This window comes from Paracoccus sp. TRP (assembly GCF_000185925.1).
GTDB lineage: Bacteria > Pseudomonadota > Alphaproteobacteria > Rhodobacterales > Rhodobacteraceae > Paracoccus > Paracoccus kondratievae.
The window spans coordinates 72,616-97,709 of the sequence record NZ_AEPN01000003.1; the positions used below are offsets into that span (position 1 = coordinate 72,616).

The following is a 25,094-nucleotide window of genomic DNA, read 5'->3' on the forward strand; positions in this document are numbered from 1 at the left end:
GCGCCGGGTCAAGCCCCCGCTGCGCGCACCAGCACCGCCAGATCCGCGACATTGGTGCCCGTCGCGCCGGTTGTCACCAACGCATCGCCTGCCGCCAAGGCCGGGGTCGAATCGTTGCGCGCCAAGGCCGCAACCGGATCGATGCCGCCCGCCCGGATCGCCCGCGGCGTGCCGGGGACGACCAGACCTCCGGCCGCCTCGCCCGGGCCGTCGCGCCCGTCGCTGCCGACCGAGGCAAAGGCCCAGTCAAAAGGCACAGGCCGCGCCTCGGCCAGAAGAGCAAGGCGCAGGGCCAGTTCCTGATTGCGCCCGCCCATGCCGTCGCCGATCAGCCGCACCGTCGTCTCGCCGCCAAAGGCCAGCGCCTGACCGGGGCACAGATCCGCCGCCAGCGCCCAGATCGCCTCGGCGCAGTCCTGCACATCGCCTTTCAGCGGGATGGGCGCGGGATCGGCCCCCGCCCCGACCATAGCCGCGACCGACAGCGCGTTTGAGCCGACAAGGATGTTACGCGCCTGCGGCAGGGCGCACCTGTCCTCGGGTCGCCGCAGCGCATCTTGCGCCGCTTTGGGCATCTGATCCCAAATGCCCAGGTCCTGCGCCAGCGTGACCGCCTGTCCACGGCTGCCGACCGGGGCGACCGTCGGCCCCGAGGCAATGACCCGCAGATCATCCCCCGGCACGTCCGAAAGGATCAGCGCAGTCACCGGCGCACGCGACAGCCGCAGCCAGCCACCGCCCTTAAGCCGCGAAAGCCCCTGCCGGATCAGGTTGACCTGTGAGATATCCGCGCCCGAGGCAAGCAGCAGCCGGTTCACCGCCTGTTTATCAGCAAGGCTCATCCCTTCGGCCGGCGCGGGCAACATCGCCGAGCCACCGCCCGAGATCAGCGCCAGCACCCGGTCCTGTGGCCCGGCATCAGACAGCCTGCGGATCACCTCATCCGCCGCGGCCGCCCCCCCGGCATCAGGCTGGGGGTGACCGGCCCGCAGCACCACCGCCCCGTCCAGCGGCGCGTCATTGCCTGCATTGGTCACGACCAGAGCCGTGGCATCCGGCAGCGCCTGCAAAGCGGCCGCTGCCATGGCACGGGCAGCCTTGCCAACCGCGATCACCTGCCAGCGCCCACCCTGCCCCGGCGGATCGGCCAGAACCTCGGCCATGGCGCGGGCCACAGCCGCACCCGGCTCTGCTGCGGCGATCCCCTCGCGGATCAGTGCCATGGCCCGGTCCGATGGCGTCATCAGTTCACCCGGTCGGGCAGCGCATTACCCTCATCAAAGGCGACAAGGTTGTTCATGGCGCGCATCGCCATTGCTGTGCGCACCTCTTCGGCAGCGGTGCCAAGATGGGGCAGCAATGTCACGTTCTCCATCCCGATCAGTTCGGGGGCGACCTTCGGCTCGAACTCATAGACGTCCAGCCCCGCACCGGCGATGCGGCCCCGGCTAAGCGCGTCGATAAGCGCCGCCTCTTCGACAACGTCACCACGGGCGATGTTGATCAGGAATGAACGCGGGCCAAGCCGCTCAAGCTCGGGCGTGGTGATCAGGTGACGGGTCTCTGCCCCGCCGGGCACGGCAACGACGGCGAAATCTGCCTGAGTCAGCAATTCATCCAGAGAGTCGACCTGCCGGGCCGGAAAGTCCAGAGATGAGACCACCGAGCGGTTGTAGAACAGCACCTCCATGCCAAAACCGAAATGGCAGCGCCGGGCGATGGCCTTGCCGATACGGCCCATGCCGATGATGCCAACGGTACAGCCGGTGACATGACGGCCAAGCAGCTGTGTCGGTTCCCACCCGCCCCATTCACCACGGCGCAATAGCCGCTCACCTTCGCCCGCGCGGCGCGCAGTCATCAGAATCAGGGTCAGGGCGATATCTGCGGTCGCCTCGGTTACGGCATCGGGGGTGTTCGTGACCGCCACGCCCGCGTCGGCCGCCGCCTTAACATCAATATGATTGTAGCCCGCGCCGAAATTCGCCAGCAGCCGACAGCGCGGCTGACCCTGAAAAGCCTCGGCCGTAAAGCGGTCGCCCAGCGTCGGCATGATCGCGTCATAATCGGCAAGGGCCTGCGCAGCCTCCTGAACGCTCAGCCCGTCCTTGCGGTCAAGGATCTTGGTCTCGAACCGGGCCGAAAGCGCGCGTTCCGCCGCCTGCGTCATGCGACGCGTCACCAGAAGCTTCATCAATACATCCTCCCCCCGACCGGCACTTCCTGATCCGGGCCGATCAGCACGACTTCGCCCGCATCATCGGGCAGCCCCAGAACCAGAACTTCGGACATAAAGGGGCCGATCTGGCGCGGCGGGAAGTTCACGACCGCCAGAACCTGCCGCCCGATCAGCGCCTCGGGCGTGTAATGCCGGGTAATCTGGGCCGAGCTTTTGCGGGTTCCGATCTCGGGGCCGAAATCGACCCATAGCTTGATCGCCGGACGCCGCGCCTCGGGGAACGGCTCGGCGCGGGTGATGCGACCGACGCGGATATCAACGGCAGCGAAATCATCCCAGCTGATCTGTGCGGTTCCGGTCATTTGCCCAGCTCCCGCCCGCGTTCGGCAGCCGCCGCGATGGTGCGGCGCATCAGGGGTGGCAGACCGGTTTCAGGGTCCATAAGCTCTTTCAGCCCCGCCGCCGTGGTCCCGCCGGGCGAGGTCACGGCCTCGCGCAGCCGCGCCGGGTCCTCATCCTCATGAACGGCCAGTGCGCCTGCGCCGGCCACGGTTGCCCGCGCCAGCTCCAGCGCCAGCGCCGGGGGCAGCCCCTCTGCCTCGCCCGCCGCGGCCATCGCCTCGATCATATGAAAGACATAGGCAGGACCAGAACCCGACAGCGCAGTGACCGCATCCATCTGCCCCTCGGATTCCAGGCGCACGACGCGGCCAACGGCACTCATCAGTGCCTCTGCCAGCTCAAGCTCGGCCGCACCGGCCTTGGCATTGCCGATGATGGCGCTGACGCCCTGACCGATGGCGGCCGGAGTGTTCGGCATGGCGCGCACGATCGGCGCAGCAGGAAAGGCGCGCTCATAAGCCGCAAGTGTCACCCCCGCCGCGACCGAGACCACCAGCGTCGATTCCCCGACTGCCAGCCGGGGCAGGACGTCGGCCATCATCTGCGGCTTGACGGCGATCACCAGAACAGCAGGATCAGCCGGCAGCGCGCCGTTGACGGAAATACCCAACGCCGACAGTTCGGGCCGGGGGTTGGGGTCAATCACATGCACCGCCGAGGCTGCAAGCCCCTGTTTCAGCCAGCCTTGCAGCAGCGCGCTGCCCATCCGGCCGCAGCCGACCAGCACCAGACCGCGCCCGTTCAACGCCGATAGTTCCGTCATTGCCTATGCCTGCCCTCTTACATGTCCTTGCATCAGCGCGCCGGGATCTCCGACGCCGATGCCCTCGCACCCTTGCACACAGATTTACCCACGGAAAGGCGGAAGCGAAAGGCCGCGATCTTTGCCGGGCAAGGAAGGTCGGGCCAGAGGCAGGCAGCCCGACCGATCAGATCCCATGGGGATCAGGCGTGGCCGTAAGCCTCGGAAATGGCGATGCCCATTGCAGCTTCGGGCGAGGCGTCGCCCCAGCAGGCAAGCTGGAAGCAGGGATAGAATCGCTCGCAGGCCAGAATGGCATTGCCGATCATCTGATCGATCTGCGAGGGGGCGGCAATCGCCTCTCCTGACAGGACCAGACCATAACGCCAGACCATCAGTTTTTGCTGCGCCCAAAAGGTAAAGCCGCCATCCCAGACCTGATCATTGGCGAGGTTCAGCACCTCGTAAAGCGCCGGCAGCTTGCCCGCCGGAGGGTCCATGTCAAAGGTGCAGATCAGCCGCAGCACCTCTTCGCGCGGCGACCATGCCAGTGTGATCGAGTAGGTACGCCATTGCCCCTCGACCGCCATGGCGATCTGATCCTCGGCCAGACGGTCAAAATCCCACTCATGATGCGCCGCAACGGTTTCCACGATGTCGATGGGATGGATGTCATCGCTATGGATGAAGTCCAGCTGTGCCATATCCTGTCCCCCTGCCTGTCTGAGATCGGGGCAAGGTCAAACCCCAACCCTTGGTGGCCCAGACTACACCCGGCATAATCGCCGCAGTGTGCCTACAACATATCGTGTGATGGTTCCATGAGGCTGTAAAGCGAAAATTCCGTTACTGGTTGACGACAGTTGCCCTGCCCGCGCTTGACCAGCCGCCTTTGCCCGGCTTCAAGGACGCTGACAGGAGGATTTGCCCAATGCGCGATCACGGCGGCGATATCGACAAGGCGGCATACCATTCCGGACGGGCGGATCTGATCGACCTGTCCACAGGAATCAACCGCCGCCCATGGCAGCCCGCGCCGCTGTCCCCGCATGCCCTGACAGCACTGCCGACACGCGCCGATAACGCCCGGCTGACCCGGGTCGCAGCGCAGCGATTCGGCTGCGACCCGGATCAGGTCCTGCCACTGGCCGGGGCCTCGGCCGCGATCCAGCTATTGCCGCATGTGCTGACTGGGCGGCGGGCCTCAGTGCTGTCCCCGACCTATAACGAACATGCCGCAAGCCTGCGCGCCGCAGGCTGGGAGGTCACCGAGCCCAATGACCCCGCCGCCCTGACCGGGGCCGATCTGGCGGTGATCGTGAACCCAAACAACCCCGATGGCCGCGAGTTCACCCCCGCCCGGATCGCCGACATCGCCGCAACGGTTGGTCATCTGGTCGTCGATGAAAGCTTTGCCGATCCGCGCCCTGATCTGTCGGTGGCGGGACAGCGGCCCGAAAACGTCACCGTGCTGCGCAGTTTTGGCAAGTTCTGGGGGCTGGCCGGTCTGCGCCTTGGCTTTGCGCTGGCCACGCCCGATCTGCTTGCCAGGCTGGCCGAGCGGGCCGGTCCATGGTCAGTCGGCGGTCCGGCGATCGAGATCGGCACCCAGGCACTCGCAGATGTGGCATGGGCCGATGATACGGTAGTCTGGCTGGCCGAGGCCGCGCTGTATCTTGACCGGATCGTCACGCCGCACTGGTCTCTGGCCGGCGGCACGCATCTTTTCCGGCTATATGAAACGCCCGATGCAGAAACGGCACGCGACCTTCTGGCCCGCGCCGGGATCTGGAGCCGCATCTTTCCCTGGCATCCGCACTGGCTGCGTCTGGGCGTACCCGGTAACCGGCAGGAATTCGACCGCCTGGCCGAAGCCCTTAAATCAGCCGGTTGACATGACCCATCTTGCGGCCGGGGCGAGCCTCGCCCTTGCCGTAAAGATGGACCTGCGTGCGCGGCTGTTTCAACAGTTCGGGGATACGCAGGACATCGTCGCCGATCAGGTTCTCCATCTCGACATCCGCATAACGCTGACCATCGCCCAAAGGCAGGCCAGCAACAGCGCGGATGTGCTGTTCGAACTGATCGACGGCGCAACCAGCCTGGGTCCAGTGGCCCGAGTTATGGACGCGCGGCGCAATCTCGTTCACGATCAGTCCGGTCCTGGTGACGAACAGCTCGACCCCCATGACGCCGATATAGTCCAGCGCATTGACGATACGACCGGCGATCAGCACCGCGTCGGTCAAAAGACCGGCTGGTAAACCGCAAGGCACGGTGGTCGTGCGCAGGATGCCTTCACGATGCACGTTCAGCCCCGGATCATAGGCCGACACCTGGCCATCCGCGCCCCGCGCCACGATGACGCTGATCTCGGCCGAAAAATCGACAAAACCTTCAAGCACCGAGGGCGCGCCGGTCCAGTCGCGCTGTCCGGCATCCGAAAAGCGGATCTGCCCCTTGCCGTCATAACCCAGCCGCCGGGTCTTGAGGATCGAGGGCGCGCCAAGGGCGGCAAGCGCCTCGGGCAGATCGGCCTCGGTCTCGACATTGCGATAGGGCGCGGTGCGCAGGCCGATGCCGGTCAGAAAGTCTTTTTCGCCAAGCCGGTCCTGCGAGATGGCAAGCGCGCGGCGATTGGGCCGGATCGGGCGCAAGGCCTCAAGCAGATCCAGCGCCGCTGTCGGCACATTCTCAAACTCATAGGTGATCACGTCGACCGATTCGGCAAAGGCGCGCAGGGCCTCGTGATCCTCGTAAGGGGCGGTCGTCAGCTGATGGGCGACATCCCCGGCCGGAGCGGCACCCGGCTCATAGACATGGCAGCGGTAACCAAGACGACTTGCCGCGACCGACAGCATGCGGCCCAACTGCCCGCCGCCAAGAATACCGATGGTGGCGCCGGGTTTCAGTTCACTCATCCTTGGGCTCCTCGGGGATGGAATCGGACAGGGCCTGCCGCCATGCGTCGAGCCGCGCCGCCAGATCGGGGTCAGAGATCGCCAGAATCCCCGCCGCCATCAGCCCGGCATTAGCTGCGCCCGCCGCGCCGATAGCCATAGTGGCGACCGGATAGCCCTTGGGCATCTGCAGGATCGAATAAAGCGAATCGACACCCGACAGCGCCCGGGTCTGGACCGGCACGCCGATCACCGGCACCCGCGTCTTGCTGGCCATCATGCCCGGCAAATGCGCAGCACCGCCCGCCCCGGCGATGATGACCTTAAGCCCGCGCGCAACGGCGGTCTTACCATAGTCCCACAGCCGGTCCGGCGTGCGATGGGCGCTGACGATGCGCGTCTCGTAACTGATGCCCAGTTCGTCCAGAATCGTGGCGGCCTCGCGCATGGTCGGCCAGTCGGACTGGCTGCCCATGATGATCCCGACCGGTTTTGCGGCGGCTTTATCCATGGCTCGATCCCCTTTTGCGCCCCGCCCTAACGCGACGGGCTGCATCATGCAATCAGGCGATAATGTCAGGGGTCAGTTCGTCCTCAAGCCGGGCAATGCGGTCCTTGAGCGCGAGCTTTTGCTTTTTCAGCCGCTGCAGGGTCAGCGAATGGGTCAGGCTCTGGCTGGCCAGCGCCGCGATCGCCTCGTCCAGATCCCGATGTTCGCGCCGCAGCACTTCCAGCCTGGCGCGGGTGATCTCTTCGGGGGACATCTCGTATTGGGCGTTCATGTCGTGCCTCGGGCTGGACTGATGCGGTTATAACCCAGTGCGAACGCAGTGTTAATGGGCCTTGCCGTTCCAGCGCCAACACGCCACCTGCATCTTGCGCAGCGTCGCGCGCGTTCACATATTGATCTTGTCGGATCGCCACTTCCGGGGTCCGGCCGACAGTCGCTTTGATGCAAAGGGCTTGGGGATGACCAAGATCAGTCTGGCCGCTCATCCGTTCCTGCTGGGGTTTGACCAGCTGGAGCGTCTGGCGGAAAGGGCAGCCAAGGGCGCCGAGGGCTATCCGCCCTACAATATTGAACATCAGGGGCCGAACGGCTTCCGTATCACGCTGGCCGTGGCGGGCTTTTCCGACGACGATCTGTCGATCACGCTGGAGGACCGCCAGCTGGTGATTCGCGGCCGTCAGGCAGAGACCGAAGAGGGCCGCGTGTTCCTGCACCGGGGCATTGCCGCCCGCGCCTTCCAGCGCAGCTTTGTGCTGGCCGATGGGGTCGAGGTGGTCTCGGCGGGGTTGGAAAACGGGCTTCTGAACATCGACCTGCGCCGCTCTGTCCCGGACAGCATCGTGCAGACGATACCGATCAGCCGCAAATGAAAGGGGATCGCAAATGAACGAGAAGTTTGATTTCGGCTCAGAGAACGCGGGCAACATCGTCTATATCCGCCGTGTCGCCATGGACACGCTGCCGGATGAGGTTCGCCGTCAGGTGCCCGGCGCGGATGCGCTTTACGCCGTACATGGCGCGGACGGAGAACGGCTGGCACTGGTCAAGGATCGCAGCCTCGCCTTTCTTCTGGCCCGCCAGAATGAACTGACCCCGGTCAGCGTGCACTGACCCCGGGCCATCAGAACCGGCGCCGTCGCATTGCTTCGGGCGGCGGCGCCGGGCGAAAGCCAGCCCACAGCCAGCCAGACCCGCGCCATTCAAGCCGCATGGCCCGATCCGGGCAGGAAATTCAGCCAGGAAAGCCGTAATGCTCGACAAGGGCGCGGACGGCACGATCATTGCCGTCCCCCGTCAGATTGCCCTGCCGCAGGTTCTGCTGCTGCGTGCCGGGCCATTCCGTGATGCGAAAACGCCCGCCGATCTTTTCCGGTCTGCTGCCTGCCAGCCGATGCATCCAGTACAGCCAGACATCATCGGCCGAGGGGGCCAGTTCCTGAAACAACGCCGCGTCGGTGACATCCGGGTGAAACACGCCCGGCGCATAAAGGACGCCCCCCACCCCGGTCGGAAAGACAAGCGGCCCGGTCTCGGGCACCGAGATATTGCGTTGCCAGTCGCCGTAAGGCAGCGGATCGCCTGCGGCCAGCACAACCCGGTGGGCGCGGTGGCAAACCACGCGGCTTTCGGCACGGCGCACCAGCGCCTCAAGCCAGTCAGGACCGTAATACACATCGTCATCCGCCGTCACGACATAAGCGTCAGGCGTTTCCAGCAGCACCGGAACGATCTTTTTATAGCTGCGCCAGTTCGGGCAAATGCGTGTTTCGACACCCAGCGCGCGGACCTCAGCGGGCAGCCTGTCCTGATCCCCCTCATCCAGCCACAGGATCACCCGGTCAGCCCGCACCGTCTGCTGTAAAACTGAGCGCAGCACCAGATGCAGGCTGGCAAAGCGCGCGGGATAGCTGGTCAGGCTGACGATCAGCGGCGCGCGCAAGCCATGCGGCGCGGGCGATAGCTGCCGGGCCAATATCTCGGCCTCGGCGCGGGCAATCCGGCGCGCCTGTTTCAGACGCCGCAGCACATCCCCGATCATCCCTGCCAGGCCGCCCGCAGCCAGTCGATATTGCCGATACGGCGATACCATTTATGTCCGCGCCCGGCGAAGACATCTTCCATCTTTGGGGCACCTGCAAAAAGAACGATCCTGGCGCCGGCTGGCAGGCTCGGGTCGCGAAGATAGCTGCGCAGACCGCGCGGGACGCAATCATTTTTAAAACTGACGCACCAGCCTTTGGGCCAGTATTGCAGATGGCCATGGGCGGCAAGCTGGGCGCTTTGGAACTGCTGGCTGATCTCATAGCCCGCAGTCGCGGCGCCCGGATCGGCCAGATAGGCGTCAAGGATATAGGAATGCGCCCCGACCTCGTAACGAAAGACCGACGAGTTGCCGACCGAATGCAGGAACCGATCGCGCGCAGGGTTGATCTTGCGCAGCGGCTTGGCGCGGAACAGATCGTCGTCACGGATGATCAGGAACTTGCCCGGCAGGTCAAAGAACGGCGACAGATCGTCCACGACCACCAGATCGAGATCCAGAAACAGCGCCGTCTTCCCGGTGAACCCGCCCAGATCACGCCGGAACAGCGCAAGCTTGCGCCAGCGCGTATCGCCATGACCGGGCGGCAGGCCAAGTTCGGGCAGCGGCAACGCCTCGACGCCGGGGTCGATACCCCTGGCATCATCGGTAAAGCAGATAAAGCGATGGGGCCGGGACAGGTGGCGGGCGACCTGGCGGTAAAGCCTGTTCACATCCTCGGCCCCGTAAACGGTGCCCCATTTCATGGTCAGGATCAGGACCGGTTCGGTCATCCGCTTTCCTTTGCTGCTTTGCGCTGGTTTCCGCGATAGGCGAAGGCACCTGTCCGGTCAACGTTGCCAGTTTTCAGCCGGAAAGCACGTCGGCGGAGTCGCGCCGTGCAAGCGTCACGCCAATCTCGTCCTGATGGGCGCGCAGCAGATCTTGCGCGGCCTCATCCGCAGGCAGCAGCAGATCCGTCGCCCCATAATTGCGCGCAAGAATTGCAAGGCGCAGCGCCTCGCGCGGACCATAGTGGCGTGGGGCAGGCAGCGTCAGCAGCGTAGCGTCCAGCGCCTGCGCAACCGGCCGGGCCAATGCCTCATCGCCAGGGTCACAGGCAAGCACCCGCGCCCGTCCCTGCTCGCGCCAGTCAGAGCGCATCGCATTCGGCCCGCCCGCGACAGCATCCGGCACCGGCAACCCCTTGACCGGCCCGCCCAGACAGACCCGCCCGGCAAGCGCCGCCATCCGCACCACCCCGGGATGAGAGGGGTCACAGCCTCCAAACAGCTCTTCAGCCTCGGCCCGCCAGTCAGGGCCCCACTTGTCGGTGATGGACATGATGGCAAGGATCGTGCCATCCGGCGCACGCAAGGCAATATCTTCGCCCGCATCAATCTCAGCGGCGAACTCCGCGCTGATATCCAGAGGCACCGGCACGGGCCACAGCGCGCCCGAGGCCAGCCGCATCTGCTCCAGCACCGCCTGATGGTCCGCCTGGGGCAGAAACCCCCGCAGCGGCGCATAGCCGCCGTTTACCAACAGTCGCAGATCGGCAAGCTGGTCCCCGGTCAGATCCCAGATCGCAAGGCGCGCTGTCTCATCCAGCAGTTTGCGCCCTGCCTCGGCGCTGACCAAAAGCTCGCGGATCGGTTGATGATGCGGCAGGATCATGGTCAGGCTCCGAAGCGAAGGATGGGGGACGATCAGGCCGGGATCTCTGCCGCCTCGGGGACGGGCTCGCCAGCCATGTCATGTTCGGCCAGCCACCGCTCTGCATCAAGTGCGGCCATGCAGCCCATGCCCGCACTGGTCACTGCCTGACGATAGACATGGTCGGTCAGGTCACCTGCTGCAAAAACGCCGGGGATCGAGGTCCGGGTCGAACCCGGTTCGACCTTTACATAGCCGCCGTTGTGCAGCTCCAACTGGTCCTTGACCAGCTCTGAGGCCGGGGCATGGCCGATAGCGATGAAAACCCCGTCCGCTGGTACCACCTGTTCGGCCCCTTCCCGGACGTGGCGCACGCGAACGCCGGTCACGCCCAGAGGACCGTCGGTTCCGGCGACCTCGACCAGTTCATGATCCCACAGGACCGAGACCTTGGGATTGCGGAACAGCCGCTCTTGCAGGATTTTTTCGGCGCGCAGGCTGTCCCGGCGATGGATCAGCGTCACCTTGCTGGCAAAATTGGTCAAAAACAGCGCCTCTTCGACAGCAGTATTGCCGCCGCCGACCACCACGACCTCGCGGCCCCGATAGAAGAAGCCGTCGCAGGTGGCGCAGGCCGAAACGCCAAAGCCCTTGAATTTCTCTTCGCTCGGCAGCCCCAGCCAACGCGCCTGCGCGCCGGTGGCAAGGATCACCGCATCCGCCGTGATACGCGCACCCGAATCAAGCTCGGCGACAAAAGGCCGCTGCTGAAGGTCAAGCCGGGTCACGGTATCGACAAAAATGCGCGCGCCCATGGCCCGGGCGTGGGCCTCCATCCTGACCATCAGGTCGGGGCCCTGAATCTCGGTCACGCCCGGCCAGTTCTCGACCTCGGTCGTAATGGTCAGCTGACCGCCCGGCTGCATCCCCTGAATCAGCACCGGCTTCAGCATCGCCCGCGCGGCATAGACGGCAGCGGTATAACCCGCCGGCCCCGAACCCACGATCAGCACACGGCTATGGGCAGGCAGGCTGGTGTCGGCAGCAATCTCGGCAGGGACTTGGGACATGGAACGGACCTCTTGCTTGGCGCTGCATTAGCTAATCACCGCCGAGCCTCCATGCAATCCATAAGGCCCTTTTCCACAATGTTGGAAAGAATGTTGCGCAACCCGGCCTTGCAAGATAGTTTCCGGCATGTTTTTTGCCCGCAAGGCAAATCAGGGGACCAGATGACCGCCGCCAGACTTGACGAAATCGACCGCAAAATTCTGGCAGAACTGCAAGCCGATGGCCGGATGACCAACGTCGAGCTGGCCCGGCGCGTGGGCATTTCCGCGCCGCCCTGCCTGCGCCGCGTCCGCGCGCTGGAAGAGATGGGCTATATCCGCGGTTATCACGCCGATATTGATGCCCGTGAACTGGGCTTTGAGGTGCAGGTCTTTGCCATGGTCCGTCTGGTCAGCCAGTCCGAGCGCGACCTGTCCGCATTTGAGGCGCTGGCCTGCGAATGGCCGCTTGTGCGCGAATGCCACATGCTGAACGGCGAGATCGACTTTATCCTGAAATGCGTCTCGCCCGATCTGACCAGCTTCCAGCGCTTTTTGACCGAGCAGCTGACTGCCGCGCCAAACGTCGCTTCGGTCAAGACCTCGCTGGTGATCCGCTGTGCCAAGGATGAGCCCGGCGTTCCCTTCAGCGTGGTCGAAGAACGCGCAGCGGCAGCACTGGGGTAAGAGCGTGCTGTCACCCGGCCATAAACCGGGTAACAGGATTGTCAAGCGACGCTCAGGACCGCTGCGAAAGGCGTTCGATCGCCTCGGCCGTGCGCTTGGTATTGTTGTAGATACCCAGGCCCAGGTAGACCATGCCACCGATCAGAATCAGGTAGATAGTGCCGGCGATCCAGACCATCAGGCCTGGAAGAAGCCCCCCCTGAGGCGCGGTCATCACGCCCAGCCCGCCGAGCAGGACCGCGACAGCCCCAAGAACCATGACCACACTGATGATCCGTTCCATCCACACAATAAAGAAGTCCCGCAAAACACCATCTCCTGTCAAAATCAATGTCCAGGATACTGGCATATGGCAGCAGATGAGACAACCGATATGACCAGAAAATACCCGCGTTACAGTGCGATGGCCGAGATCAGCCGGCCGTAATCGGCCTCATTCCGATGGGTGCTGCGGCGGTAGGAATAGAACCGCTCGGGATCGGAATAGGTGCAATGGCCCGTCCATTCAGCCTCAACCCCGGCCTCGCGCAGTCGCATCAGACCAAAGGACGGCAGATCAAACATCGGCCGTCCGTTTGCCCCCCCAGCGAAAAAGCGGTGGTATCCCGGATCTTCGGCAAGGAATTCATCCATGAAATCCTCACCCACCTCATAGGCGCGCTGACTGATCGATGGACCGACCACCGCGCGGATATGGCGCGCGCCAAGGTCGTTCATTGCCCCCACTGTCGATTCGATCACCCCTGACAGCGCCCCGCGCCAGCCGGCGTGCACCGCGCCGATCACCCCGGCCTCGGGATCCGCCAGCAGGATCGGCTGGCAATCGGCGGTCAGCACCGCCAGCGCCACGCCGGGCTGGTTGGTCACGATACCGTCGGCTCGGATCTTGGCGATCTCTGCCGGATCGTCGCCGTCACGCAGCACCACGACATCGGGGGAATGGACCTGATGCACGGTCGCCAGCCTGCCCGCAGGGACACCCATCGCCTCGGCAACCCGGCCGCGGTTGATGGTCACGATCTCGGCCTGATCGCCCGAGCCGTAACCACAGTTCAGCCCCGAAAACACCCCCGAAGAGGCGCCGCCGCGCCGGGTAAAAAAGCCGTGCCGCGCCGAAGTCAGCAGCGGATGGGTCAGTATTTCAAGCGTCGTGTGCATCTTTGTCCAGGGGCTCGAATCCAAGAGGCACGGGCGCATGGCGAGCCCAGATGGCCAGCACCTTGAACAGGTGACCCATTTCGCCGGGCGCGGTCAAGCGATGAAGCGCGGCCATCGCGCCTGCGTCCCCGGCCTGGGCCAGACGCTGCGCGCGCGCCTCGATCCCCAGATGCCGCAGCCACGCACCCTGTGCCCCCATGCGAGAGACCCGTGCCCCCGCACCATGCGCAGCGGCAGCAAGGGGTGCGAAATCGACATGCGCGGTCAGATCGGCATCGCCGGGACTGGCCAGGGGGTCCTCGGGCTGATGGCGGCGCAAAGCCTGCAGGGTGTCGCCCTGCCCCCGCCAGTTGCCGTAGTCGATAAAAATCGCGCAGCCACCATGCCCGGCGATACGTCCGGCGATCTGCGCAGCAATCGGCGCGGCCTCGGGGCAAAGCTCGATCACCGTGCCCTCGGGAACCAGAGGCAGCGTCGCAGCAATAGCCTCATCCGCCGGGGCAAGGGCGAAATGCAGATCGCCCTCGGGCGTCAAGGCAACCATGCGTTCAGCCCAATCCTGTGCGCGACGCTGAAACTGGCGGATCGGCAGGGCGTCGAAAAACTCGTTGGCGATCAGAAACAGCGGCCCCTCGGGCAGTTGCGCGACCTGATCAAGGTGCGTGGCCTCCCCCAGACGTTCGCGCTGGACCCGCCGCAGATGGGGAGATGCCTCAACCAGCGTGACCCGCGCCGCCTCGGCCATGCCGGGTACGATGCGGATGGCGCGCAGGATATCGGCCATCAGCGTACCCCGGCCCGGCCCGATCTCGGCCAGCGTAAATGGCGCAGGACTGCCCTGATCAAGCCAGGTTTGCGCCAGCGCAAGGCCGATCATCTCGCCAAACATCTGGCTGATCTCGGGTGCGGTGATGAAATCGCCCACGCTGCCAAAGGGATCGCGGGTGGCGTAATAGCCATGTTCAGGATGCAGCAGGCAAAGCTGCATATATTCGTCCAGCCGCATTGGCCCCGACAGCCGGATGCGCCCAGCGATCAGGCGGGCCAACGCCGTCATGCGACGGTCTGGGCCACAGGCGGTCTCATGCGCGCCCGGATCAGGAAAGCAAGGCCGATCAGCACCATCGGCAACGACAGAAGCTGGCCCATGGTCACGCCCCAGACCGGCCCGCCCAGCACATGGCCCAACGGATTGTCCGGGGTGATGAAATGGGCATCAGCCTGACGAAAGAACTCGACCACGAAACGCGACAGGCCATAGCCGGCCAGAAACAGTCCCAGCGCCTGCCCCGGCCGGCGCAGCCCACCGGCACGGACAAGCAAAAACAGCGCGATAGCCAAAAGCACGCCCTCAAGACCCGCCTCATACAGCTGGCTGGGGTGACGGGCACAGGGGCCGGTGATGCCGGGGCAGGTCTGCGCCTCGACCCCGGGGAAAATCACCCCCCAGGGCGCGTCGGTCGGACGCCCCCAAAGCTCGGCGTTGATGAAGTTCGCCACCCGCCCAAGGCCCAGCCCAATGGGCGTCGCAACCGACAACGCATCCGCAAGCCGCATCGGCGCTATGCCGTGGCGGCGGCAGAACCACCACGCCGCGATAACCACACCCAGAAAACCGCCGTGAAAGGACATACCGCCCTGCCAGATCACCGGAATCTGCGAAGGATTGGCCAGGTAATAGGCCGGCTGGTAGAACAGCACAAAGCCCAGCCGCCCGCCCAGGACCACGCCGACGATCACCCATGTCAGCAACTCTTCGACCTGTTCGGGGCGCATGGGCGCGCCACCGCCCCAAAGACGCGGGCGGCGCATCAGTGCAACGATAATGCGCCAGCCGATCAGCAGCCCGACCAGATAGGCCAGCGCATACCAGCGCAACGAGAGCTCCCACCCGAAAATGTCGACGGTAAATATCTCGGGCGAAATGCGGGGAAAGGGGATCATGGGCTCCTCATCTGGCGCGGGCGCAGGCTACGCGGGGGGACCGCGGTGTCAACCGGCCATCTGGAACTCGCCGGCGCAGGAAGGGGCGCGGGCAATTGAACAGGCCGGCAAGCGGGGCCATATAGAAGGTCTCGCTGAACCGAAAGGCCCGCCATGACTGCAAACAACCGCTTTCTCGACGATCTCTCGAAATTGATGACCAACGCCATGGGCGTGGCCCAGGGCGCCAAGGACGAGGCCCAGACCGCCTTTAACGGCTGGATTGATCGCTGGCTGGCCGATCGCGATTTCGTCACCCGCGAAGAATTCGAAGCGGTGCGCGAAATGGCGATCAAGGCCCGGACCGAGAATGCCGAACTGCGTGCCCGCCTTGACGCGCTGGAGGGCAAGGGTGTGACCTCGGTCAATCCGGCCGGCCCGCTGAACACGGGCAGCGATCAGGGCTGAACCTGTCCGCGCAGCCTGCCCTGCTTGTCATAAAGCAGCACCTCGCCCGCTTGGGTCACCACCACCAGCCAATCGCGGGCAAAGGTGACAGCGGCGGGTTGCGCGCCTGCAGGCAGGGTAATCTGTTCGGGCAGTTCAGGCAGCAGCGGTTGCGACAGACGCAGCCACAGCAGCGCGGCGATCACCAGCACGCCCACCCCCATCACCACCGCCAGCGCAGTCACCAGAAGGCGCAGCCAGCGCAGCATCGGCAACGCTTCCTCTGGCCCCGCATCCGGCCTATCATCCCGTGTCATGGCAGAAATCCTCATCACCATTCCCGAAGGGCTGTCCGAACGCCTTGATAAGGCGCTTGCGCTGGCCGCACCAGAGCAGGCGGCTCTGTCGCGCTCGCGCCTGGCAAAGCTGATCGCCGATGGCGCAGTCACCGGACCATCTGGCCCGGTGGCGGATGGCAAGGCGCGGGCGGAAACCGGGGATTATCTTATCCGCATCAACGAGCCCGAGCCGCTGGACGCCCAGCCCGAGGCGATCCCCCTGTCCGTCGCCCATGAGGATGAGGACCTGATCGTCATCGACAAACCCGCCGGCATGGTGGTCCACCCCGCGCCCGGTGCGCCTTCGGGCACGCTGGTCAATGCGCTGCTTGCCCATTGCGCAGGCAGCCTGTCGGGTATCGGAGGGACCGCCCGTCCAGGCATCGTGCACCGCATCGACAAAGAGACCTCGGGCCTTCTGGTCGTGGCAAAAACCGACCGCGCGCATCAGGGGCTTGCCCGGCAATTTGCCGATCACACCGCACGGCGACGTTATATCGCCATCGCCCATGGCATGATCGACCCTGCCGATCCGCGACTCCGTGGCCTGCCTGGCGTCAGCTTTGAAGCGGGCGGCGTGCTGCGGATTGCGACCATGATCGGCCGCCACCCGACCGACCGGCAGCGTCAGGCCGTCAGCTTTCACAGCGGCCGTCATGCTGTGACCCGCGCAAGGGTGCTTGAAACATTCGGCACGCCCCCCACCGCCATGCTGGTCGAATGCTGGCTGGAAACGGGCCGGACCCATCAAATCCGCGTGCATATGGCCCATGCGGGATTGGGCCTTGTCGGCGACCCGGTCTATGGTGGGAACAGGCGGGCCTCGGCCCGGGCTCTGGGAACAGATGCCGCAGCGGCGGTCGCCGCCTTTTCCCGCCAGGCGCTGCACGCCGCCGAGCTGGGCTTTGAACATCCGGTCAGCGGCGAGACGCTGACCTTTACCAGCCCGCTGCCGCCCGACATGGCCGGATTGCTGGCAAAACTGCGCGAAGCGTCCGGATAATGGAACCCGGCCCGCGCTGATAGCGTTCACAATTACCCGCCGGTGGGCGGGACAGGGAATTCTCAGATGGCGAACTATCAGAACCTTCCGGCACCCAGCCCTGAACAGGGCCTGAACCGCTACTTGCAGGAGATCCGCAAGTTTCCGCTTCTGCATCCGGACGAAGAATACATGCTCGCCAAGGCCTGGGTCGATCATCAGGACGCCGAGGCGGCGCAAAAGCTGGTGACCAGCCACCTGCGCCTCGCCGCCAAGATCGCCATGGGCTATCGCGGTTATGGCCTGCCGCAGGCCGAGGTCATATCCGAGGCGAACGTCGGGCTGATGCAGGCGGTCAAGCGGTTCGACCCTGAAAAGGGTTTCCGTCTGGCAACCTATGCGATGTGGTGGATCCGCGCCTCGATTCAGGAATACATCCTGCGCTCGTGGTCGCTGGTCAAAATGGGCACCACCTCGGCGCAAAAGAAGCTGTTTTTCAACCTGCGCAAAGCCAAATCCCGGCTTGGCGCGTTGGAAGAGGGCGATCTGCGCCCCGAAAACGTCGCCCAGATCGCGCATGATCTGAACGTGACCGAGCAGGACGTCATCGACATGAACCGCCGCATGTCGGGCAGCGATGCGTCGCTGAACGCTACGGTCGGGTCGGGTGACGGCGATTCTACTGCTCAGTGGCAGGACTGGCTTGAAGATGAGGATGCAGATCAGGCCGAAGCCTTCGCCGAGGCGGATGAGCTTTCGGCCCGTCGCGAGATCCTTGTCGCGGCCATGGACGTGCTGAACGACCGCGAAAAAGACATCCTTATCGAGCGGCGCCTGCGCGACGATCCGATGACGCTTGAGGATCTGTCCACTCGCTACGATGTTTCGCGCGAGCGTATCCGCCAGATCGAGGTCCGAGCCTTTGAAAAGCTGCAAAAGCGCATCCGCGAACTGGCACGCGAACGTGGCATGACGGTGCCCGAAACGGTCTGATCCGGGATTGCCGCCCCTGTTCGCCCGCACCCTGCTGCAGCAGGGCCGATATGGGACCATTTTTCCCTTGCCAAGCAATCCCTTGCCGCTGAGGTGGGCTTCGCGCGGCAAGGGCTCTTGCGAGCGGATGCCGGGTCGTGCGAACACGGGCGCAATATTGCGGTTATCCCTGCCGCGCCGGCCGTCTTCCAGCGCCCCGGCAGCGCGAAATATCGTGATGGCGGGCAGAGTTGACCGGCACCCGGCTTGGCTTATGGTCGGGACAGGACAGCAGGAGCCGATGGCGCGGAAATGACGGCGCTGAACCAATATCAGCGGCTGGAAGCCGCAGGACTCTGGCGTGAGACGCCCCGCTCGCAGGCGCGGGATGTGATCGTGTCTTTCGGCGACGCCACGCTGATCCTGTCCGATCCGCGCTCTGAAATGCCGCTTGCGCATTGGTCGCTGCCTGCCGTCACCCGGCTTAACCCCGGCAAGCTGCCCGCGTGTTATGGGCCGGGCGGGGCCGAACCCTATGAAGAGCTTGAGATCGACGACGAGCTGATGATCTCGGCTATCTCCAAGGTCCATCATGTGATCGAGGCAAACAAGCCCCACCCCGGCCGTCTGCGTGGCGGGCTGATGCTGGGGGCGGCTGCGATCATGGCGCTGCTCGCGGCCTTTTGGGTGCCGCCGGCGCTGGTGCGCCACGCCGCGGACATCGCCCCGCCTGCGCAGCGGGCCGAGATCGGACGTATGGTGCTGGCCGAGATCGCCAAGACCACCGGCAGCGCCTGTTCGCGCCCGGCGGGCGATATGGTGCGCCAAAAACTGGCCATGCGGCTGATCGGGCCGGATGCGCAGATCGTCGTACTGCCGACGGCCCTGAAAGGCGCGATCCGTCTGCCCGGAGAGATCATCGTCATCGGCGAAGATCTGATCGAAGATCAGGTTACCCCCGAGGTCGCGGCCGGTCATATTCTTGCGGCCCAGGCGATGGCGGTGCAGAACGACCCGATGCTGGCGGCCCTGCGCTATGCCGGGCCCCGCGCAACCTTTCATCTGCTGACTGCTGGCAATCTGTCGGCAAAATCCCTGGCGGGCTATGGTGAAAAGCTGTTGGCCGACCCCGTTCCGCGCCCCGAAGATGAGCCACTGCTGGCCTATTTCACCCGTGCCGGAATTTCGAGCGAACCCTATGCCCGCTCGTTGGATCCAACCGGCGAAGCAGTTCTCGGCCTGATCGAGGCCGACCCCTTCCGCACCGCCGAGCCCCGCCCGGTTCTGAGCGACCGGGAATGGATCGCACTGCAGGAAATCTGCGATCAGTAGCCGTTGCGCAACAGGAAACAGGCTGGTGACACTGCAAACCTGATGGTGGCCCAGGCCACGCCTTGATTGCGTGATGGTATTTCGCCTACCCACCACCCTATCAGCGCGGGAAGGCATCGCGGAACCCTGCCTTGCGAATCCGGTCAAGCGCACGGACGATACCTTCGCGATCAGGAAAAGGACCAGCGATCAGGTATTCGACCTCGCGCCTGCCCATTTGATCCCTGCCGCGCAGGACCGGATAACCCATTCCGGCAACACGTCTGATCGCACGTTCGGCATTTTCGGGCCGGGCAAAGGTACCGACCTGCACATAACGCGCACCTGCGGGGATCAGACCAACCTTGGGCGACATCGGCGGCGGGGTCGCTTGAATCCCGGACGGCCGCACGGGTGTCTTGGCCGCAGGCAACGGGCTTCTGGCGGTTGGCCTCGCCCCGGAAACCTTGGGGCCGTGCCCGACCCGCGCAACCTGCGGAGGCGAGGCGTCGGATTTGGGGCTGCTGGCGGCAGAAGCCGTTTGCGCACCGCTGCCAATTGGGCGGGTCAAGCTGAGCCGCGACAGCTCCACTTCGGACAGGCCGGTGCAATAGCCACGGGTAGGGTCGTCAAGCTGCGCCTCGCCCGGTTTGCCATCATAGCCCAGCAACTCGCACAGTCTGAGGTTCGGGCGCAGAGCGCCGGCCATGCTTTGACGCACACCCGGAGCCGCCACCAACGCAGCACGCAGTGCATCGACCGGGACAGATGAGGCAGGCTCAGGTCCACGGTCGGGCAACGGCTCAAGCGGCCTTGGGTCGCCGGCCAGCTCACCGGGTTGCAGATTGGGAATGACCTGCCGGGTCAGCGCCTCTGCCACCAGCTCCGCGCGGCTGCGGCCGGCATTCGGATCAAGCGCCCGCAACCTGGGCGCGCCGTCCACCCCCCGGGCAGAAAGCGTCGGGGGATAGCCGCAGATCGGCGAGCCGTCGCGCGCAAGACGCGCCTGCCACCCGCCTGTTTCGGCGTGGACAAAGACGCAGCCCCGGCTGTCGATATATTGCTGGGCCGGGAAGCCCGGCGGCGGCTCTTCCGCCGGATAAAGGGCCCGTGCCCACGCCAGCCCCGGCAACAGCACCAGCAAGAGCCACAGGATCACCCGCATCATCCCATCCCCGAATCGTTCATCCGATCCGGGAATAGGCCAGAACCCCTGAAGAACCCGTTAATCCGGATTTATTTCGTGCCGAACATCCGGTCTCCGGCATCCCCCAGACCCGGGACGATATAACCGTGATCGTCCAGCCGCTCATCAAGGGCTGCCGTCACAATCGGCACGTCGGGATGGGCCTCGCGCATCCGTGCGACCCCTTCGGGAGAGGCAAGCAGGCACAGAAAGCGCAGGTTGCGCGCACCCGCCGCCTTAAGCAGATCAATAGCCGCAACCGATGAGTTGCCGGTGGCCAGCATCGGATCGACCACGATGGTCATACGTGCGTCCAGTTCATTCGGGATTTTCGAATAGTATTGCACCGGTTGCAGCGTCTCGGGATCGCGGTAAAGCCCGATGAAACCGACGCGGGCGGCCGGGATCAGCTCAAGGATACCGTCAAGCAGCCCGTTCCCGGCCCGCAGGATCGAAATCAGCGCCAGCTTTTTGCCCTCAAGCGTCGGGGCCTCCATCTCGCACAGCGGGGTCTGGATGCGCACCGTGGTCATCTCAAGCTCACGCGTGATCTCATAGGCGAGCAACAGGCTGATTTCGCGCAGAAGACGGCGGAAACCGGCGGTCGAGGTGCCTTTGTCCCGCATAAGCGTCAGCTTGTGCTGCACCAGCGGGTGATCGACGATGGTCAGATGCGCTTGGGTCATGTGAGGTCCTTTCGCAGGCGGGTTCGGGTGGTCTCGTCACAGAAGGCCGCCTCGACGGCCCAAAGGTTCATCTGGCCAAACTCGGCCTCGGCCCAACCGAAAGCATCGGCAAGCCGCTGATATTCCTGCGACAATGTGGTATGGAAAAAGGGCGGATCGTCGGTCGAGACGGTGACGCGCACGCCAGCATCGGCCAGCCGCGCGATAGGATGGGCGGGCCAGCCGGGCACTATCCCCAGCGCAATATTCGAGCCGGGGCAGACCTCCAGCGTCACACCGCGCGCGGCAATATCGCTAAGCAGCGCGGCATCCTCAATGGCGCGGATACCATGGCCAATGCGGGTGACACCAAGGGCAAGCGCGTCGCGGACGGACCCGGGTCCCCGCCATTCGCCAGCATGTGCGGTCAGGCCCAGCCCCGCCTCGCGCGCGCAATCGAAGGCCCAGGCGAAGTCGCTTAGCTCACCCGCGCTCTCGGCCCCGCCGATGCCAAATCCTGTGACCCAGCTACCCGAAGTCTCGGCCGCGCAGATCGCGGTTTTCCTGGCGCGCTCGGGGCCGAAATGGCGGATGCAGGTCAGGATGGCGCGACTGGTGATGCCGCTGCGCTCCGCCTCGGCGGCTGCCTCTTCCATGGCGGCGAGGTAGTCGCGCCATGCCGTCAGATCCGCCCCACCGCAGAACTCGGGTGAGACGAAAACTTCGGCATAGATCGCGCCCTCTTCGGCGCAATTGCCAAGCACTTCGGTCACGAGCCGCGCATAGTCGCGCGGCGCCGTCAAAACCGAGGTCGCAGCCTCATATACGCGAAGAAACTCATTGAATCCGTTATAGGAATAGGCACCCCGCTCATCAAAGATGTGACCGATATCCTGATGTTTTTCAGCGGCTAGCGCGCGGATAAAGGCTGGAGGTGCCGCGCCTTCCAGATGCAGATGCAGTTCGACCTTTTTCAGCGATTTCATAGAAACGATCTCCCCGGACCGGCGGGCGGCAGGCCGAGATGGGCGGCAACCGAGGCGGCAATATCGGCAAAACCCACCTGCCCGATCGCGCGCGCACCATAGCCCCAGCCCAAGACCGGCACACGCTCGCGGGTGTGGTCGGTGCCGTGCCAGGTCGGGTCATTGCCGTGGTCGGCAGTAAAAATCGCCAGATCCCCCGGACGCAGCCGGGCCATCAGCGCCCCGGCAACGCCATCAAACCATTCCAGCGCCTCTGCATAGCCCTCGATATCGCGACGGTGGCCATAAAGGCTGTCAAACTCGACGAAATTGGCAAAGATCAGGCTGCCCGGCGCGGCCTCATCAGCAAGCCGCAGCAGATGATCGGCAAGGTCGGCGTCCGAGCGCCCCTTGTGCAGATGCGAGATGCCGCGATGCGAGAAGATATCGCCGATCTTGCCGATGGCATGGGTAATGCGACCGGCCTCGTGAGCGAGGTCAAGCAGTGTCGGCGCCGGCGGAGCTATGGCATAATCGCGGCGGTTCGGAGTGCGGGTAAAACTGCCCTCAGCCCCAAGAAACGGCCGGGCGATGACCCGCCCGACGCGCATCGGATGGACCATGGCCGCCACCGCTTCGCAGAGCCGATAAAGTCGGTCGAGGCCAAAGTGCTCTTCATGCGCAGCGATCTGCAACACACTATCGGCCGAGGTATAGCAGATTGGCCGGCCTGTGCGCAGATGCTCGGCGCCAAGGCGGGCGATGATCTCGGTCCCCGAGGCGTGTTCGTTGCCAAGAATGCCATCGGTGCCGGCGGCACGGGCGATATTCGCGGTCAGATCGGCTGGAAAGGACGGGTGGGTATCCGGGAAATAGTGCCAGTCCCAAGGCACGGGAACGCCCGCAATCTCCCAATGACCCGAGGGGGTGTCCTTGCCGCGCGAAACCTCGGTTGCGGCCCCCCAAAGCCCCTGCGGGACCGCGTCAAGACCGGGGGCCCCGGCCCCGCTTGCCAGGCGGATCGCGGCACCAAGCCCCAGCGCGTCCAGATGAGGCAGATGCAGCGGCCGCGTCTGGGCGATATGGGCCAGCGTATTCGCACCGGTATCGGGCAGCCCGTCATTGAAATAGGCAGCCGCATCCGGGGCACCGCCGATGCCCACCGAATCCATCACGATCAGGACAGCGCGTCTGTCGGTCATGTCACCTCGCTGCGGATCAGGGGACCCGGTTCCGGCCCATCGCCCAGCAGATAGGCAGCCGCGACTGAGGCAACCGCCGCCTCGGCCGCCGCCTCTGTTGCGGCATGGACCAGCGCCAGCGGGCGCCCCTCATCCGCCGTCTCGCCGATGCGGAGCAGTTCTGCAAGCCCTACCCGTGGGTCAATCCGGTCACCGGCACGCAGCCGCCCGCCGCCCAAAGCGACAACGGCATGGCCAAGCGCCTCGGTATCTATGGCGGCAACCCGACCGCGACCGGGCACGGCACGCACCACCGGCGCAGGTGGCAGATAGCGGTCGGGATGTTCCAGCAGGTCGGTCGGGCCACCCTGCGCGGCAACCATGCGGGCGAAACGTTCAGCCGCAGCGCCACTTTCCAGCGCCTGCAATGTGCCATCGGATAGCCCGGCCAGATCAAGGCAGGCCGAGGACAGCGCCAGCGACAGATCCCGCAACGCACCTTGCCCACCGGTCAGGGCTACGATCGCCTCGCGCAGTTCCAACGCATTGCCGGCGGCGCGGGCCAGCGGCTGATCCATGTCGGTGACATAGGCGCGGGTGCGGCAACCCGCGCCCTTGGCCGTATCGACCAGCGCACGCGCCAGGTCCTGCGCCGCCTCGGGGTTGCGCAGAAAGGCACCACTGCCCTGTTTGACATCCAAGATCAGCGCATCAAGCCCCGCCGCCAGTTTCTTTGACAGGATCGAGGCGGTGATCAGATCCACCGAACCGACCGTCGCGCTTTCATCGCGGATCGCGTAAAGCCGCGCATCGGCGGGGGCAAGTTCAGGCCCCGCGGCAACAATTGCGCAGCCGGCCCCGGCAGTAACGCGGCGAAACTCTTTCTCAGACAGCGCGGTGCGGAAACCCGGTATGGCCTCAAGCTTATCCAGCGTGCCGCCGGTATGGCCAAGCCCGCGCCCCGAGATCATCGGCACATAGCCCCCGCAGCTGGCAACCAAAGGGGCAAGGATCAGGCTGACCGTATCGCCAATCCCTCCGGTCGAATGCTTGTCCACCACCGGCCCCGGCAGATCCCATCGCATGACATGACCGGAATCACGCATCGCCCGGGTCAGCGCCACGCGACCGCCCTTATCCAGCCCGCGCAGCAGCACCGCCATGGCAAACGCGGCCGCCTGGGCGTCACTGACCGAGCCATCGGCCAGCCCGCGCGCGATCAGCCCCGCACCCGCCGCATCCAGCCCATGCCCATCGCGGACGGCAGCAATCACCGGACGCGGATCATGGCGCGAGGCCTCGGGGGTCATTCCGTACCCGACATATGACTGATACCAAAGCGACCGGGCAGCAGCTCGCCGATCGTGGTGGCAAGCTCGGTCCCTCGGATGGTCGCCAGCAGCACCGGGGTTTCGGGACGCCCGAATTCGGCAAGCTTCTGTCGGCAGCCGCCACAAGGCGGCACCGGCCCCTGCGAGTCGGCGATAACCGCGACCTCGACAATCTCGGTCTCGCCCGCTGCGATCATCGCAGCGATAGCCCCGGCCTCGGCGCAGGTGCCCTCGGGGTAAGCGACATTCTCAACATTGCAGCCGACATAGACCCTGCCCGAGGCACCGCGAACCGCCGCGCCGACCTTGAAATTGGAATAGGGCGCATAGGCCCTTTCGCGCACATCACGAGCCGCATCCAAAAGCGCCATGGTCCACCTTTCCCTGCCCTTTTCCCGGATAATGAGTTTGCGCGCCCGCCCCCCACGATGCAAGAGCGGCGCAGTCCCGCCCCCGGATCGCAATGCCCCCTGTTCCCCGGCGAAGAAA

Annotated in this window: 31 protein-coding genes; 8 read left to right on the top strand and 23 right to left on the bottom strand. The window is 65.1% G+C overall.

What is annotated here, in order from left to right; translation table 11 throughout:
• Positions 1 to 8: 8 nt before the first annotated feature.
• The 5 genes from PARACOCCUSGL_RS0102780 to PARACOCCUSGL_RS0102800 form a co-directional block, all read right to left on the bottom strand.
• A complete protein-coding gene (locus tag PARACOCCUSGL_RS0102780; RefSeq protein ID WP_010392816.1) occupies positions 9 to 1,244 on the bottom strand; it encodes a glycerate kinase in 1,236 nt (411 codons plus the stop codon).
• Positions 1,244 to 2,194, bottom strand: a complete 951-nt coding sequence (locus tag PARACOCCUSGL_RS0102785) for a D-glycerate dehydrogenase (RefSeq protein ID WP_010392818.1) — start codon at positions 2,192 to 2,194, stop codon at positions 1,244 to 1,246. Before PARACOCCUSGL_RS0102785 ends, PARACOCCUSGL_RS0102780 begins: the two co-directional genes overlap by 1 nt.
• Positions 2,194 to 2,541: a tRNA-binding protein gene (locus PARACOCCUSGL_RS0102790; protein WP_010392819.1), complete on the bottom strand. Its 348-nt coding sequence runs from the start codon at positions 2,539 to 2,541 to the stop codon at positions 2,194 to 2,196. Before PARACOCCUSGL_RS0102790 ends, PARACOCCUSGL_RS0102785 begins: the two co-directional genes overlap by 1 nt.
• On the bottom strand, positions 2,538 to 3,344 hold the full coding sequence (proC, locus tag PARACOCCUSGL_RS0102795; protein WP_010392821.1) for a pyrroline-5-carboxylate reductase: 807 nt from the start codon (positions 3,342 to 3,344) through the stop codon (positions 2,538 to 2,540). Before proC ends, PARACOCCUSGL_RS0102790 begins: the two co-directional genes overlap by 4 nt.
• 182 nt (positions 3,345 to 3,526) lie before the next feature.
• Positions 3,527 to 4,027, bottom strand: coding sequence for a YbjN domain-containing protein (locus PARACOCCUSGL_RS0102800; RefSeq protein WP_010392823.1), 501 nt, complete (start codon positions 4,025 to 4,027; stop codon positions 3,527 to 3,529).
• A gap of 227 nt (positions 4,028 to 4,254) precedes the next feature.
• Here PARACOCCUSGL_RS0102800 and cobD point away from each other — a divergent pair, with 227 nt between their 5' ends.
• Complete coding sequence (gene cobD / locus PARACOCCUSGL_RS0102805; RefSeq protein ID WP_010392825.1) at positions 4,255 to 5,217, top strand: threonine-phosphate decarboxylase CobD; 963 nt, start codon at positions 4,255 to 4,257, stop codon at positions 5,215 to 5,217.
• On the opposite strand, the gene PARACOCCUSGL_RS0102810 is transcribed toward cobD, so the two are convergent.
• Genes PARACOCCUSGL_RS0102810 through PARACOCCUSGL_RS0102820 form a run of 3 tightly spaced genes read right to left on the bottom strand, consistent with a single transcriptional unit; the run spans position 5,201 to position 7,005 of the window.
• Complete coding sequence (locus PARACOCCUSGL_RS0102810; protein WP_010392827.1) at positions 5,201 to 6,244, bottom strand: 5-(carboxyamino)imidazole ribonucleotide synthase; 1,044 nt, start codon at positions 6,242 to 6,244, stop codon at positions 5,201 to 5,203. The two genes, cobD and PARACOCCUSGL_RS0102810, sit on opposite strands and share 17 nt — an antisense overlap.
• Positions 6,237 to 6,734 (bottom strand): 5-(carboxyamino)imidazole ribonucleotide mutase, encoded by a 498-nt coding sequence (gene purE, locus PARACOCCUSGL_RS0102815; RefSeq protein ID WP_010392829.1) that lies wholly within the window; start codon positions 6,732 to 6,734, stop codon positions 6,237 to 6,239. The genes PARACOCCUSGL_RS0102810 and purE overlap by 8 nt, the downstream gene beginning before the upstream one ends.
• Positions 6,735 to 6,786: 52 nt before the next feature.
• Positions 6,787 to 7,005 (bottom strand): YdcH family protein, encoded by a 219-nt coding sequence (locus PARACOCCUSGL_RS0102820; RefSeq protein WP_010392831.1) that lies wholly within the window; start codon positions 7,003 to 7,005, stop codon positions 6,787 to 6,789.
• Between the two features lie 187 nt (positions 7,006 to 7,192).
• Here PARACOCCUSGL_RS0102820 and PARACOCCUSGL_RS0102825 point away from each other — a divergent pair, with 187 nt between their 5' ends.
• Together PARACOCCUSGL_RS0102825 and PARACOCCUSGL_RS0102830 are read left to right on the top strand one after the other, a co-directional pair.
• The gene (locus tag PARACOCCUSGL_RS0102825; protein ID WP_010392833.1) at positions 7,193 to 7,603 is read left to right on the top strand and encodes an Hsp20 family protein; all 411 of its coding nucleotides are present in this window, start codon (positions 7,193 to 7,195) and stop codon (positions 7,601 to 7,603) included.
• Between the two features lie 13 nt (positions 7,604 to 7,616).
• Complete coding sequence (locus PARACOCCUSGL_RS0102830) at positions 7,617 to 7,844, top strand: DUF1150 domain-containing protein (RefSeq protein ID WP_010392836.1); 228 nt, start codon at positions 7,617 to 7,619, stop codon at positions 7,842 to 7,844.
• 121 nt (positions 7,845 to 7,965) lie between these two features.
• Here PARACOCCUSGL_RS0102830 and PARACOCCUSGL_RS0102835 read toward each other — a convergent pair whose 3' ends face one another.
• The 4 genes from PARACOCCUSGL_RS0102835 to trxB all read right to left on the bottom strand — a co-directional run bounded on the left by PARACOCCUSGL_RS0102835 (position 7,966) and on the right by trxB (position 11,480).
• A complete protein-coding gene (locus tag PARACOCCUSGL_RS0102835) occupies positions 7,966 to 8,823 on the bottom strand; it encodes a glycosyltransferase family A protein (protein WP_227493402.1) in 858 nt (285 codons plus the stop codon).
• Positions 8,769 to 9,548 (bottom strand): hypothetical protein, encoded by a 780-nt coding sequence (locus PARACOCCUSGL_RS0102840; RefSeq protein ID WP_010392840.1) that lies wholly within the window; start codon positions 9,546 to 9,548, stop codon positions 8,769 to 8,771. The genes PARACOCCUSGL_RS0102835 and PARACOCCUSGL_RS0102840 overlap by 55 nt, the downstream gene beginning before the upstream one ends.
• 73 nt (positions 9,549 to 9,621) lie before the next feature.
• Positions 9,622 to 10,431, bottom strand: a complete 810-nt coding sequence (locus PARACOCCUSGL_RS0102845; RefSeq protein WP_010392842.1) for a transcription antiterminator BlgG — start codon at positions 10,429 to 10,431, stop codon at positions 9,622 to 9,624.
• Positions 10,432 to 10,463: 32 nt separating this feature from the next.
• Positions 10,464 to 11,480, bottom strand: coding sequence for a thioredoxin-disulfide reductase (gene trxB / locus PARACOCCUSGL_RS0102850; RefSeq protein ID WP_010392844.1), 1,017 nt, complete (start codon positions 11,478 to 11,480; stop codon positions 10,464 to 10,466).
• A 162-nt stretch (positions 11,481 to 11,642) separates the two neighbouring features.
• Here trxB and PARACOCCUSGL_RS0102855 point away from each other — a divergent pair, with 162 nt between their 5' ends.
• Complete coding sequence (locus PARACOCCUSGL_RS0102855) at positions 11,643 to 12,146, top strand: Lrp/AsnC family transcriptional regulator (protein ID WP_029371393.1); 504 nt, start codon at positions 11,643 to 11,645, stop codon at positions 12,144 to 12,146.
• Between the two features lie 52 nt (positions 12,147 to 12,198).
• Here the strand turns inward: PARACOCCUSGL_RS0102855 and PARACOCCUSGL_RS0102860 are convergent, their stop codons facing one another.
• The 4 genes from PARACOCCUSGL_RS0102860 to lgt all read right to left on the bottom strand — a co-directional run bounded on the left by PARACOCCUSGL_RS0102860 (position 12,199) and on the right by lgt (position 15,248).
• A complete protein-coding gene (locus tag PARACOCCUSGL_RS0102860) occupies positions 12,199 to 12,453 on the bottom strand; it encodes a hypothetical protein (protein ID WP_010392848.1) in 255 nt (84 codons plus the stop codon).
• An 86-nt stretch (positions 12,454 to 12,539) separates the two neighbouring features.
• Positions 12,540 to 13,304 carry a peptidoglycan editing factor PgeF gene (pgeF, locus tag PARACOCCUSGL_RS0102865; protein WP_010392850.1) on the bottom strand — a complete coding sequence of 255 codons (765 nt, stop codon included), beginning with the start codon at positions 13,302 to 13,304 and terminating at the stop codon, positions 12,540 to 12,542.
• Positions 13,288 to 14,361, bottom strand: a complete 1,074-nt coding sequence (locus PARACOCCUSGL_RS0102870; protein ID WP_010392854.1) for a class I SAM-dependent methyltransferase — start codon at positions 14,359 to 14,361, stop codon at positions 13,288 to 13,290. Before PARACOCCUSGL_RS0102870 ends, pgeF begins: the two co-directional genes overlap by 17 nt.
• Positions 14,358 to 15,248, bottom strand: a complete 891-nt coding sequence (gene lgt, locus PARACOCCUSGL_RS0102875) for a prolipoprotein diacylglyceryl transferase (RefSeq protein WP_010392857.1) — start codon at positions 15,246 to 15,248, stop codon at positions 14,358 to 14,360. Before lgt ends, PARACOCCUSGL_RS0102870 begins: the two co-directional genes overlap by 4 nt.
• A gap of 153 nt (positions 15,249 to 15,401) precedes the next feature.
• Between lgt and PARACOCCUSGL_RS0102880 the strand changes: the two genes are divergently transcribed.
• A complete protein-coding gene (locus PARACOCCUSGL_RS0102880; protein ID WP_010392859.1) occupies positions 15,402 to 15,695 on the top strand; it encodes an accessory factor UbiK family protein in 294 nt (97 codons plus the stop codon).
• Here the strand turns inward: PARACOCCUSGL_RS0102880 and PARACOCCUSGL_RS0102885 are convergent.
• On the bottom strand, positions 15,686 to 15,991 hold the full coding sequence (locus PARACOCCUSGL_RS0102885) for a DUF6476 family protein (RefSeq protein WP_040601659.1): 306 nt from the start codon (positions 15,989 to 15,991) through the stop codon (positions 15,686 to 15,688). The genes PARACOCCUSGL_RS0102880 and PARACOCCUSGL_RS0102885 overlap by 10 nt on opposite strands.
• On the opposite strand from PARACOCCUSGL_RS0102885, the gene PARACOCCUSGL_RS0102890 reads away from it, so the two are divergent.
• The 3 genes from PARACOCCUSGL_RS0102890 to PARACOCCUSGL_RS0102900 all read left to right on the top strand — a co-directional run bounded on the left by PARACOCCUSGL_RS0102890 (position 15,990) and on the right by PARACOCCUSGL_RS0102900 (position 19,298).
• Entirely contained in the window at positions 15,990 to 17,015 is a 1,026-nt protein-coding gene (locus PARACOCCUSGL_RS0102890) for an RluA family pseudouridine synthase (RefSeq protein WP_010392862.1), read from the top strand. The genes PARACOCCUSGL_RS0102885 and PARACOCCUSGL_RS0102890 overlap by 2 nt on opposite strands.
• A gap of 66 nt (positions 17,016 to 17,081) precedes the next feature.
• Positions 17,082 to 17,987, top strand: coding sequence for an RNA polymerase sigma factor RpoH (gene rpoH, locus PARACOCCUSGL_RS0102895; RefSeq protein ID WP_010392865.1), 906 nt, complete (start codon positions 17,082 to 17,084; stop codon positions 17,985 to 17,987).
• 291 nt (positions 17,988 to 18,278) lie between these two features.
• Complete coding sequence (locus PARACOCCUSGL_RS0102900; RefSeq protein WP_010392866.1) at positions 18,279 to 19,298, top strand: hypothetical protein; 1,020 nt, start codon at positions 18,279 to 18,281, stop codon at positions 19,296 to 19,298.
• Between the two features lie 100 nt (positions 19,299 to 19,398).
• Here the strand turns inward: PARACOCCUSGL_RS0102900 and PARACOCCUSGL_RS0102905 are convergent, their stop codons facing one another.
• The 6 genes from PARACOCCUSGL_RS0102905 to PARACOCCUSGL_RS0102930 all read right to left on the bottom strand — a co-directional run bounded on the left by PARACOCCUSGL_RS0102905 (position 19,399) and on the right by PARACOCCUSGL_RS0102930 (position 24,976).
• Positions 19,399 to 20,442, bottom strand: a complete 1,044-nt coding sequence (locus PARACOCCUSGL_RS0102905; protein ID WP_138918271.1) for an SPOR domain-containing protein — start codon at positions 20,440 to 20,442, stop codon at positions 19,399 to 19,401.
• A gap of 71 nt (positions 20,443 to 20,513) precedes the next feature.
• Positions 20,514 to 21,149 carry a uracil phosphoribosyltransferase gene (upp, locus tag PARACOCCUSGL_RS0102910; protein ID WP_010392872.1) on the bottom strand — a complete coding sequence of 212 codons (636 nt, stop codon included), beginning with the start codon at positions 21,147 to 21,149 and terminating at the stop codon, positions 20,514 to 20,516.
• A complete protein-coding gene (locus PARACOCCUSGL_RS0102915; RefSeq protein ID WP_010392874.1) occupies positions 21,146 to 22,114 on the bottom strand; it encodes an adenosine deaminase in 969 nt (322 codons plus the stop codon). Before PARACOCCUSGL_RS0102915 ends, upp begins: the two co-directional genes overlap by 4 nt.
• Positions 22,111 to 23,295 carry a phosphopentomutase gene (locus tag PARACOCCUSGL_RS0102920; RefSeq protein ID WP_010392875.1) on the bottom strand — a complete coding sequence of 395 codons (1,185 nt, stop codon included), beginning with the start codon at positions 23,293 to 23,295 and terminating at the stop codon, positions 22,111 to 22,113. Before PARACOCCUSGL_RS0102920 ends, PARACOCCUSGL_RS0102915 begins: the two co-directional genes overlap by 4 nt.
• Positions 23,292 to 24,584, bottom strand: coding sequence for a thymidine phosphorylase (locus PARACOCCUSGL_RS0102925; RefSeq protein ID WP_010392876.1), 1,293 nt, complete (start codon positions 24,582 to 24,584; stop codon positions 23,292 to 23,294). Before PARACOCCUSGL_RS0102925 ends, PARACOCCUSGL_RS0102920 begins: the two co-directional genes overlap by 4 nt.
• Entirely contained in the window at positions 24,581 to 24,976 is a 396-nt protein-coding gene (locus PARACOCCUSGL_RS0102930; protein ID WP_010392878.1) for a cytidine deaminase, read from the bottom strand. Before PARACOCCUSGL_RS0102930 ends, PARACOCCUSGL_RS0102925 begins: the two co-directional genes overlap by 4 nt.
• Between the last annotated feature and the right edge of the window lie 118 nt (positions 24,977 to 25,094).

Bases quoted from the DNA above. Each gene is read 5' to 3' on its own strand.
- PARACOCCUSGL_RS0102780 (WP_010392816.1), bottom strand. From the start codon at position 1,244: ATGACGCCATCGGACCGGGCCATGGCACTGATCCGCGAGGGGATCGCC.
- PARACOCCUSGL_RS0102785 (WP_010392818.1), bottom strand. From the start codon at position 2,194: ATGAAGCTTCTGGTGACGCGTCGCATGACGCAGGCGGCGGAACGCGCG.
- PARACOCCUSGL_RS0102790 (WP_010392819.1), bottom strand. From the start codon at position 2,541: ATGACCGGAACCGCACAGATCAGCTGGGATGATTTCGCTGCCGTTGAT.
- proC (WP_010392821.1), bottom strand. From the start codon at position 3,344: ATGACGGAACTATCGGCGTTGAACGGGCGCGGTCTGGTGCTGGTCGGC.
- PARACOCCUSGL_RS0102800 (WP_010392823.1), bottom strand. From the start codon at position 4,027: ATGGCACAGCTGGACTTCATCCATAGCGATGACATCCATCCCATCGAC.
- cobD (WP_010392825.1), top strand. From the start codon at position 4,255: ATGCGCGATCACGGCGGCGATATCGACAAGGCGGCATACCATTCCGGA.
- PARACOCCUSGL_RS0102810 (WP_010392827.1), bottom strand. From the start codon at position 6,244: ATGAGTGAACTGAAACCCGGCGCCACCATCGGTATTCTTGGCGGCGGG.
- purE (WP_010392829.1), bottom strand. From the start codon at position 6,734: ATGGATAAAGCCGCCGCAAAACCGGTCGGGATCATCATGGGCAGCCAG.
- PARACOCCUSGL_RS0102820 (WP_010392831.1), bottom strand. From the start codon at position 7,005: ATGAACGCCCAATACGAGATGTCCCCCGAAGAGATCACCCGCGCCAGG.
- PARACOCCUSGL_RS0102825 (WP_010392833.1), top strand. From the start codon at position 7,193: ATGACCAAGATCAGTCTGGCCGCTCATCCGTTCCTGCTGGGGTTTGAC.
- PARACOCCUSGL_RS0102830 (WP_010392836.1), top strand. From the start codon at position 7,617: ATGAACGAGAAGTTTGATTTCGGCTCAGAGAACGCGGGCAACATCGTC.
- PARACOCCUSGL_RS0102835 (WP_227493402.1), bottom strand. From the start codon at position 8,823: ATGGTATCGCCGTATCGGCAATATCGACTGGCTGCGGGCGGCCTGGCA.
- PARACOCCUSGL_RS0102840 (WP_010392840.1), bottom strand. From the start codon at position 9,548: ATGACCGAACCGGTCCTGATCCTGACCATGAAATGGGGCACCGTTTAC.
- PARACOCCUSGL_RS0102845 (WP_010392842.1), bottom strand. From the start codon at position 10,431: ATGATCCTGCCGCATCATCAACCGATCCGCGAGCTTTTGGTCAGCGCC.
- trxB (WP_010392844.1), bottom strand. From the start codon at position 11,480: ATGTCCCAAGTCCCTGCCGAGATTGCTGCCGACACCAGCCTGCCTGCC.
- PARACOCCUSGL_RS0102855 (WP_029371393.1), top strand. From the start codon at position 11,643: ATGACCGCCGCCAGACTTGACGAAATCGACCGCAAAATTCTGGCAGAA.
- pgeF (WP_010392850.1), bottom strand. From the start codon at position 13,304: ATGCACACGACGCTTGAAATACTGACCCATCCGCTGCTGACTTCGGCG.
- PARACOCCUSGL_RS0102870 (WP_010392854.1), bottom strand. From the start codon at position 14,361: ATGACGGCGTTGGCCCGCCTGATCGCTGGGCGCATCCGGCTGTCGGGG.
- lgt (WP_010392857.1), bottom strand. From the start codon at position 15,248: ATGATCCCCTTTCCCCGCATTTCGCCCGAGATATTTACCGTCGACATT.
- PARACOCCUSGL_RS0102880 (WP_010392859.1), top strand. From the start codon at position 15,402: ATGACTGCAAACAACCGCTTTCTCGACGATCTCTCGAAATTGATGACC.
- PARACOCCUSGL_RS0102890 (WP_010392862.1), top strand. From the start codon at position 15,990: ATGGCAGAAATCCTCATCACCATTCCCGAAGGGCTGTCCGAACGCCTT.
- PARACOCCUSGL_RS0102885 (WP_040601659.1), bottom strand. From the start codon at position 15,991: ATGACACGGGATGATAGGCCGGATGCGGGGCCAGAGGAAGCGTTGCCG.
- rpoH (WP_010392865.1), top strand. From the start codon at position 17,082: ATGGCGAACTATCAGAACCTTCCGGCACCCAGCCCTGAACAGGGCCTG.
- PARACOCCUSGL_RS0102900 (WP_010392866.1), top strand. From the start codon at position 18,279: ATGACGGCGCTGAACCAATATCAGCGGCTGGAAGCCGCAGGACTCTGG.
- PARACOCCUSGL_RS0102905 (WP_138918271.1), bottom strand. From the start codon at position 20,442: ATGCGGGTGATCCTGTGGCTCTTGCTGGTGCTGTTGCCGGGGCTGGCG.
- upp (WP_010392872.1), bottom strand. From the start codon at position 21,149: ATGACCCAAGCGCATCTGACCATCGTCGATCACCCGCTGGTGCAGCAC.
- PARACOCCUSGL_RS0102915 (WP_010392874.1), bottom strand. From the start codon at position 22,114: ATGAAATCGCTGAAAAAGGTCGAACTGCATCTGCATCTGGAAGGCGCG.
- PARACOCCUSGL_RS0102920 (WP_010392875.1), bottom strand. From the start codon at position 23,295: ATGACCGACAGACGCGCTGTCCTGATCGTGATGGATTCGGTGGGCATC.
- PARACOCCUSGL_RS0102925 (WP_010392876.1), bottom strand. From the start codon at position 24,584: ATGACCCCCGAGGCCTCGCGCCATGATCCGCGTCCGGTGATTGCTGCC.
- PARACOCCUSGL_RS0102930 (WP_010392878.1), bottom strand. From the start codon at position 24,976: ATGGCGCTTTTGGATGCGGCTCGTGATGTGCGCGAAAGGGCCTATGCG.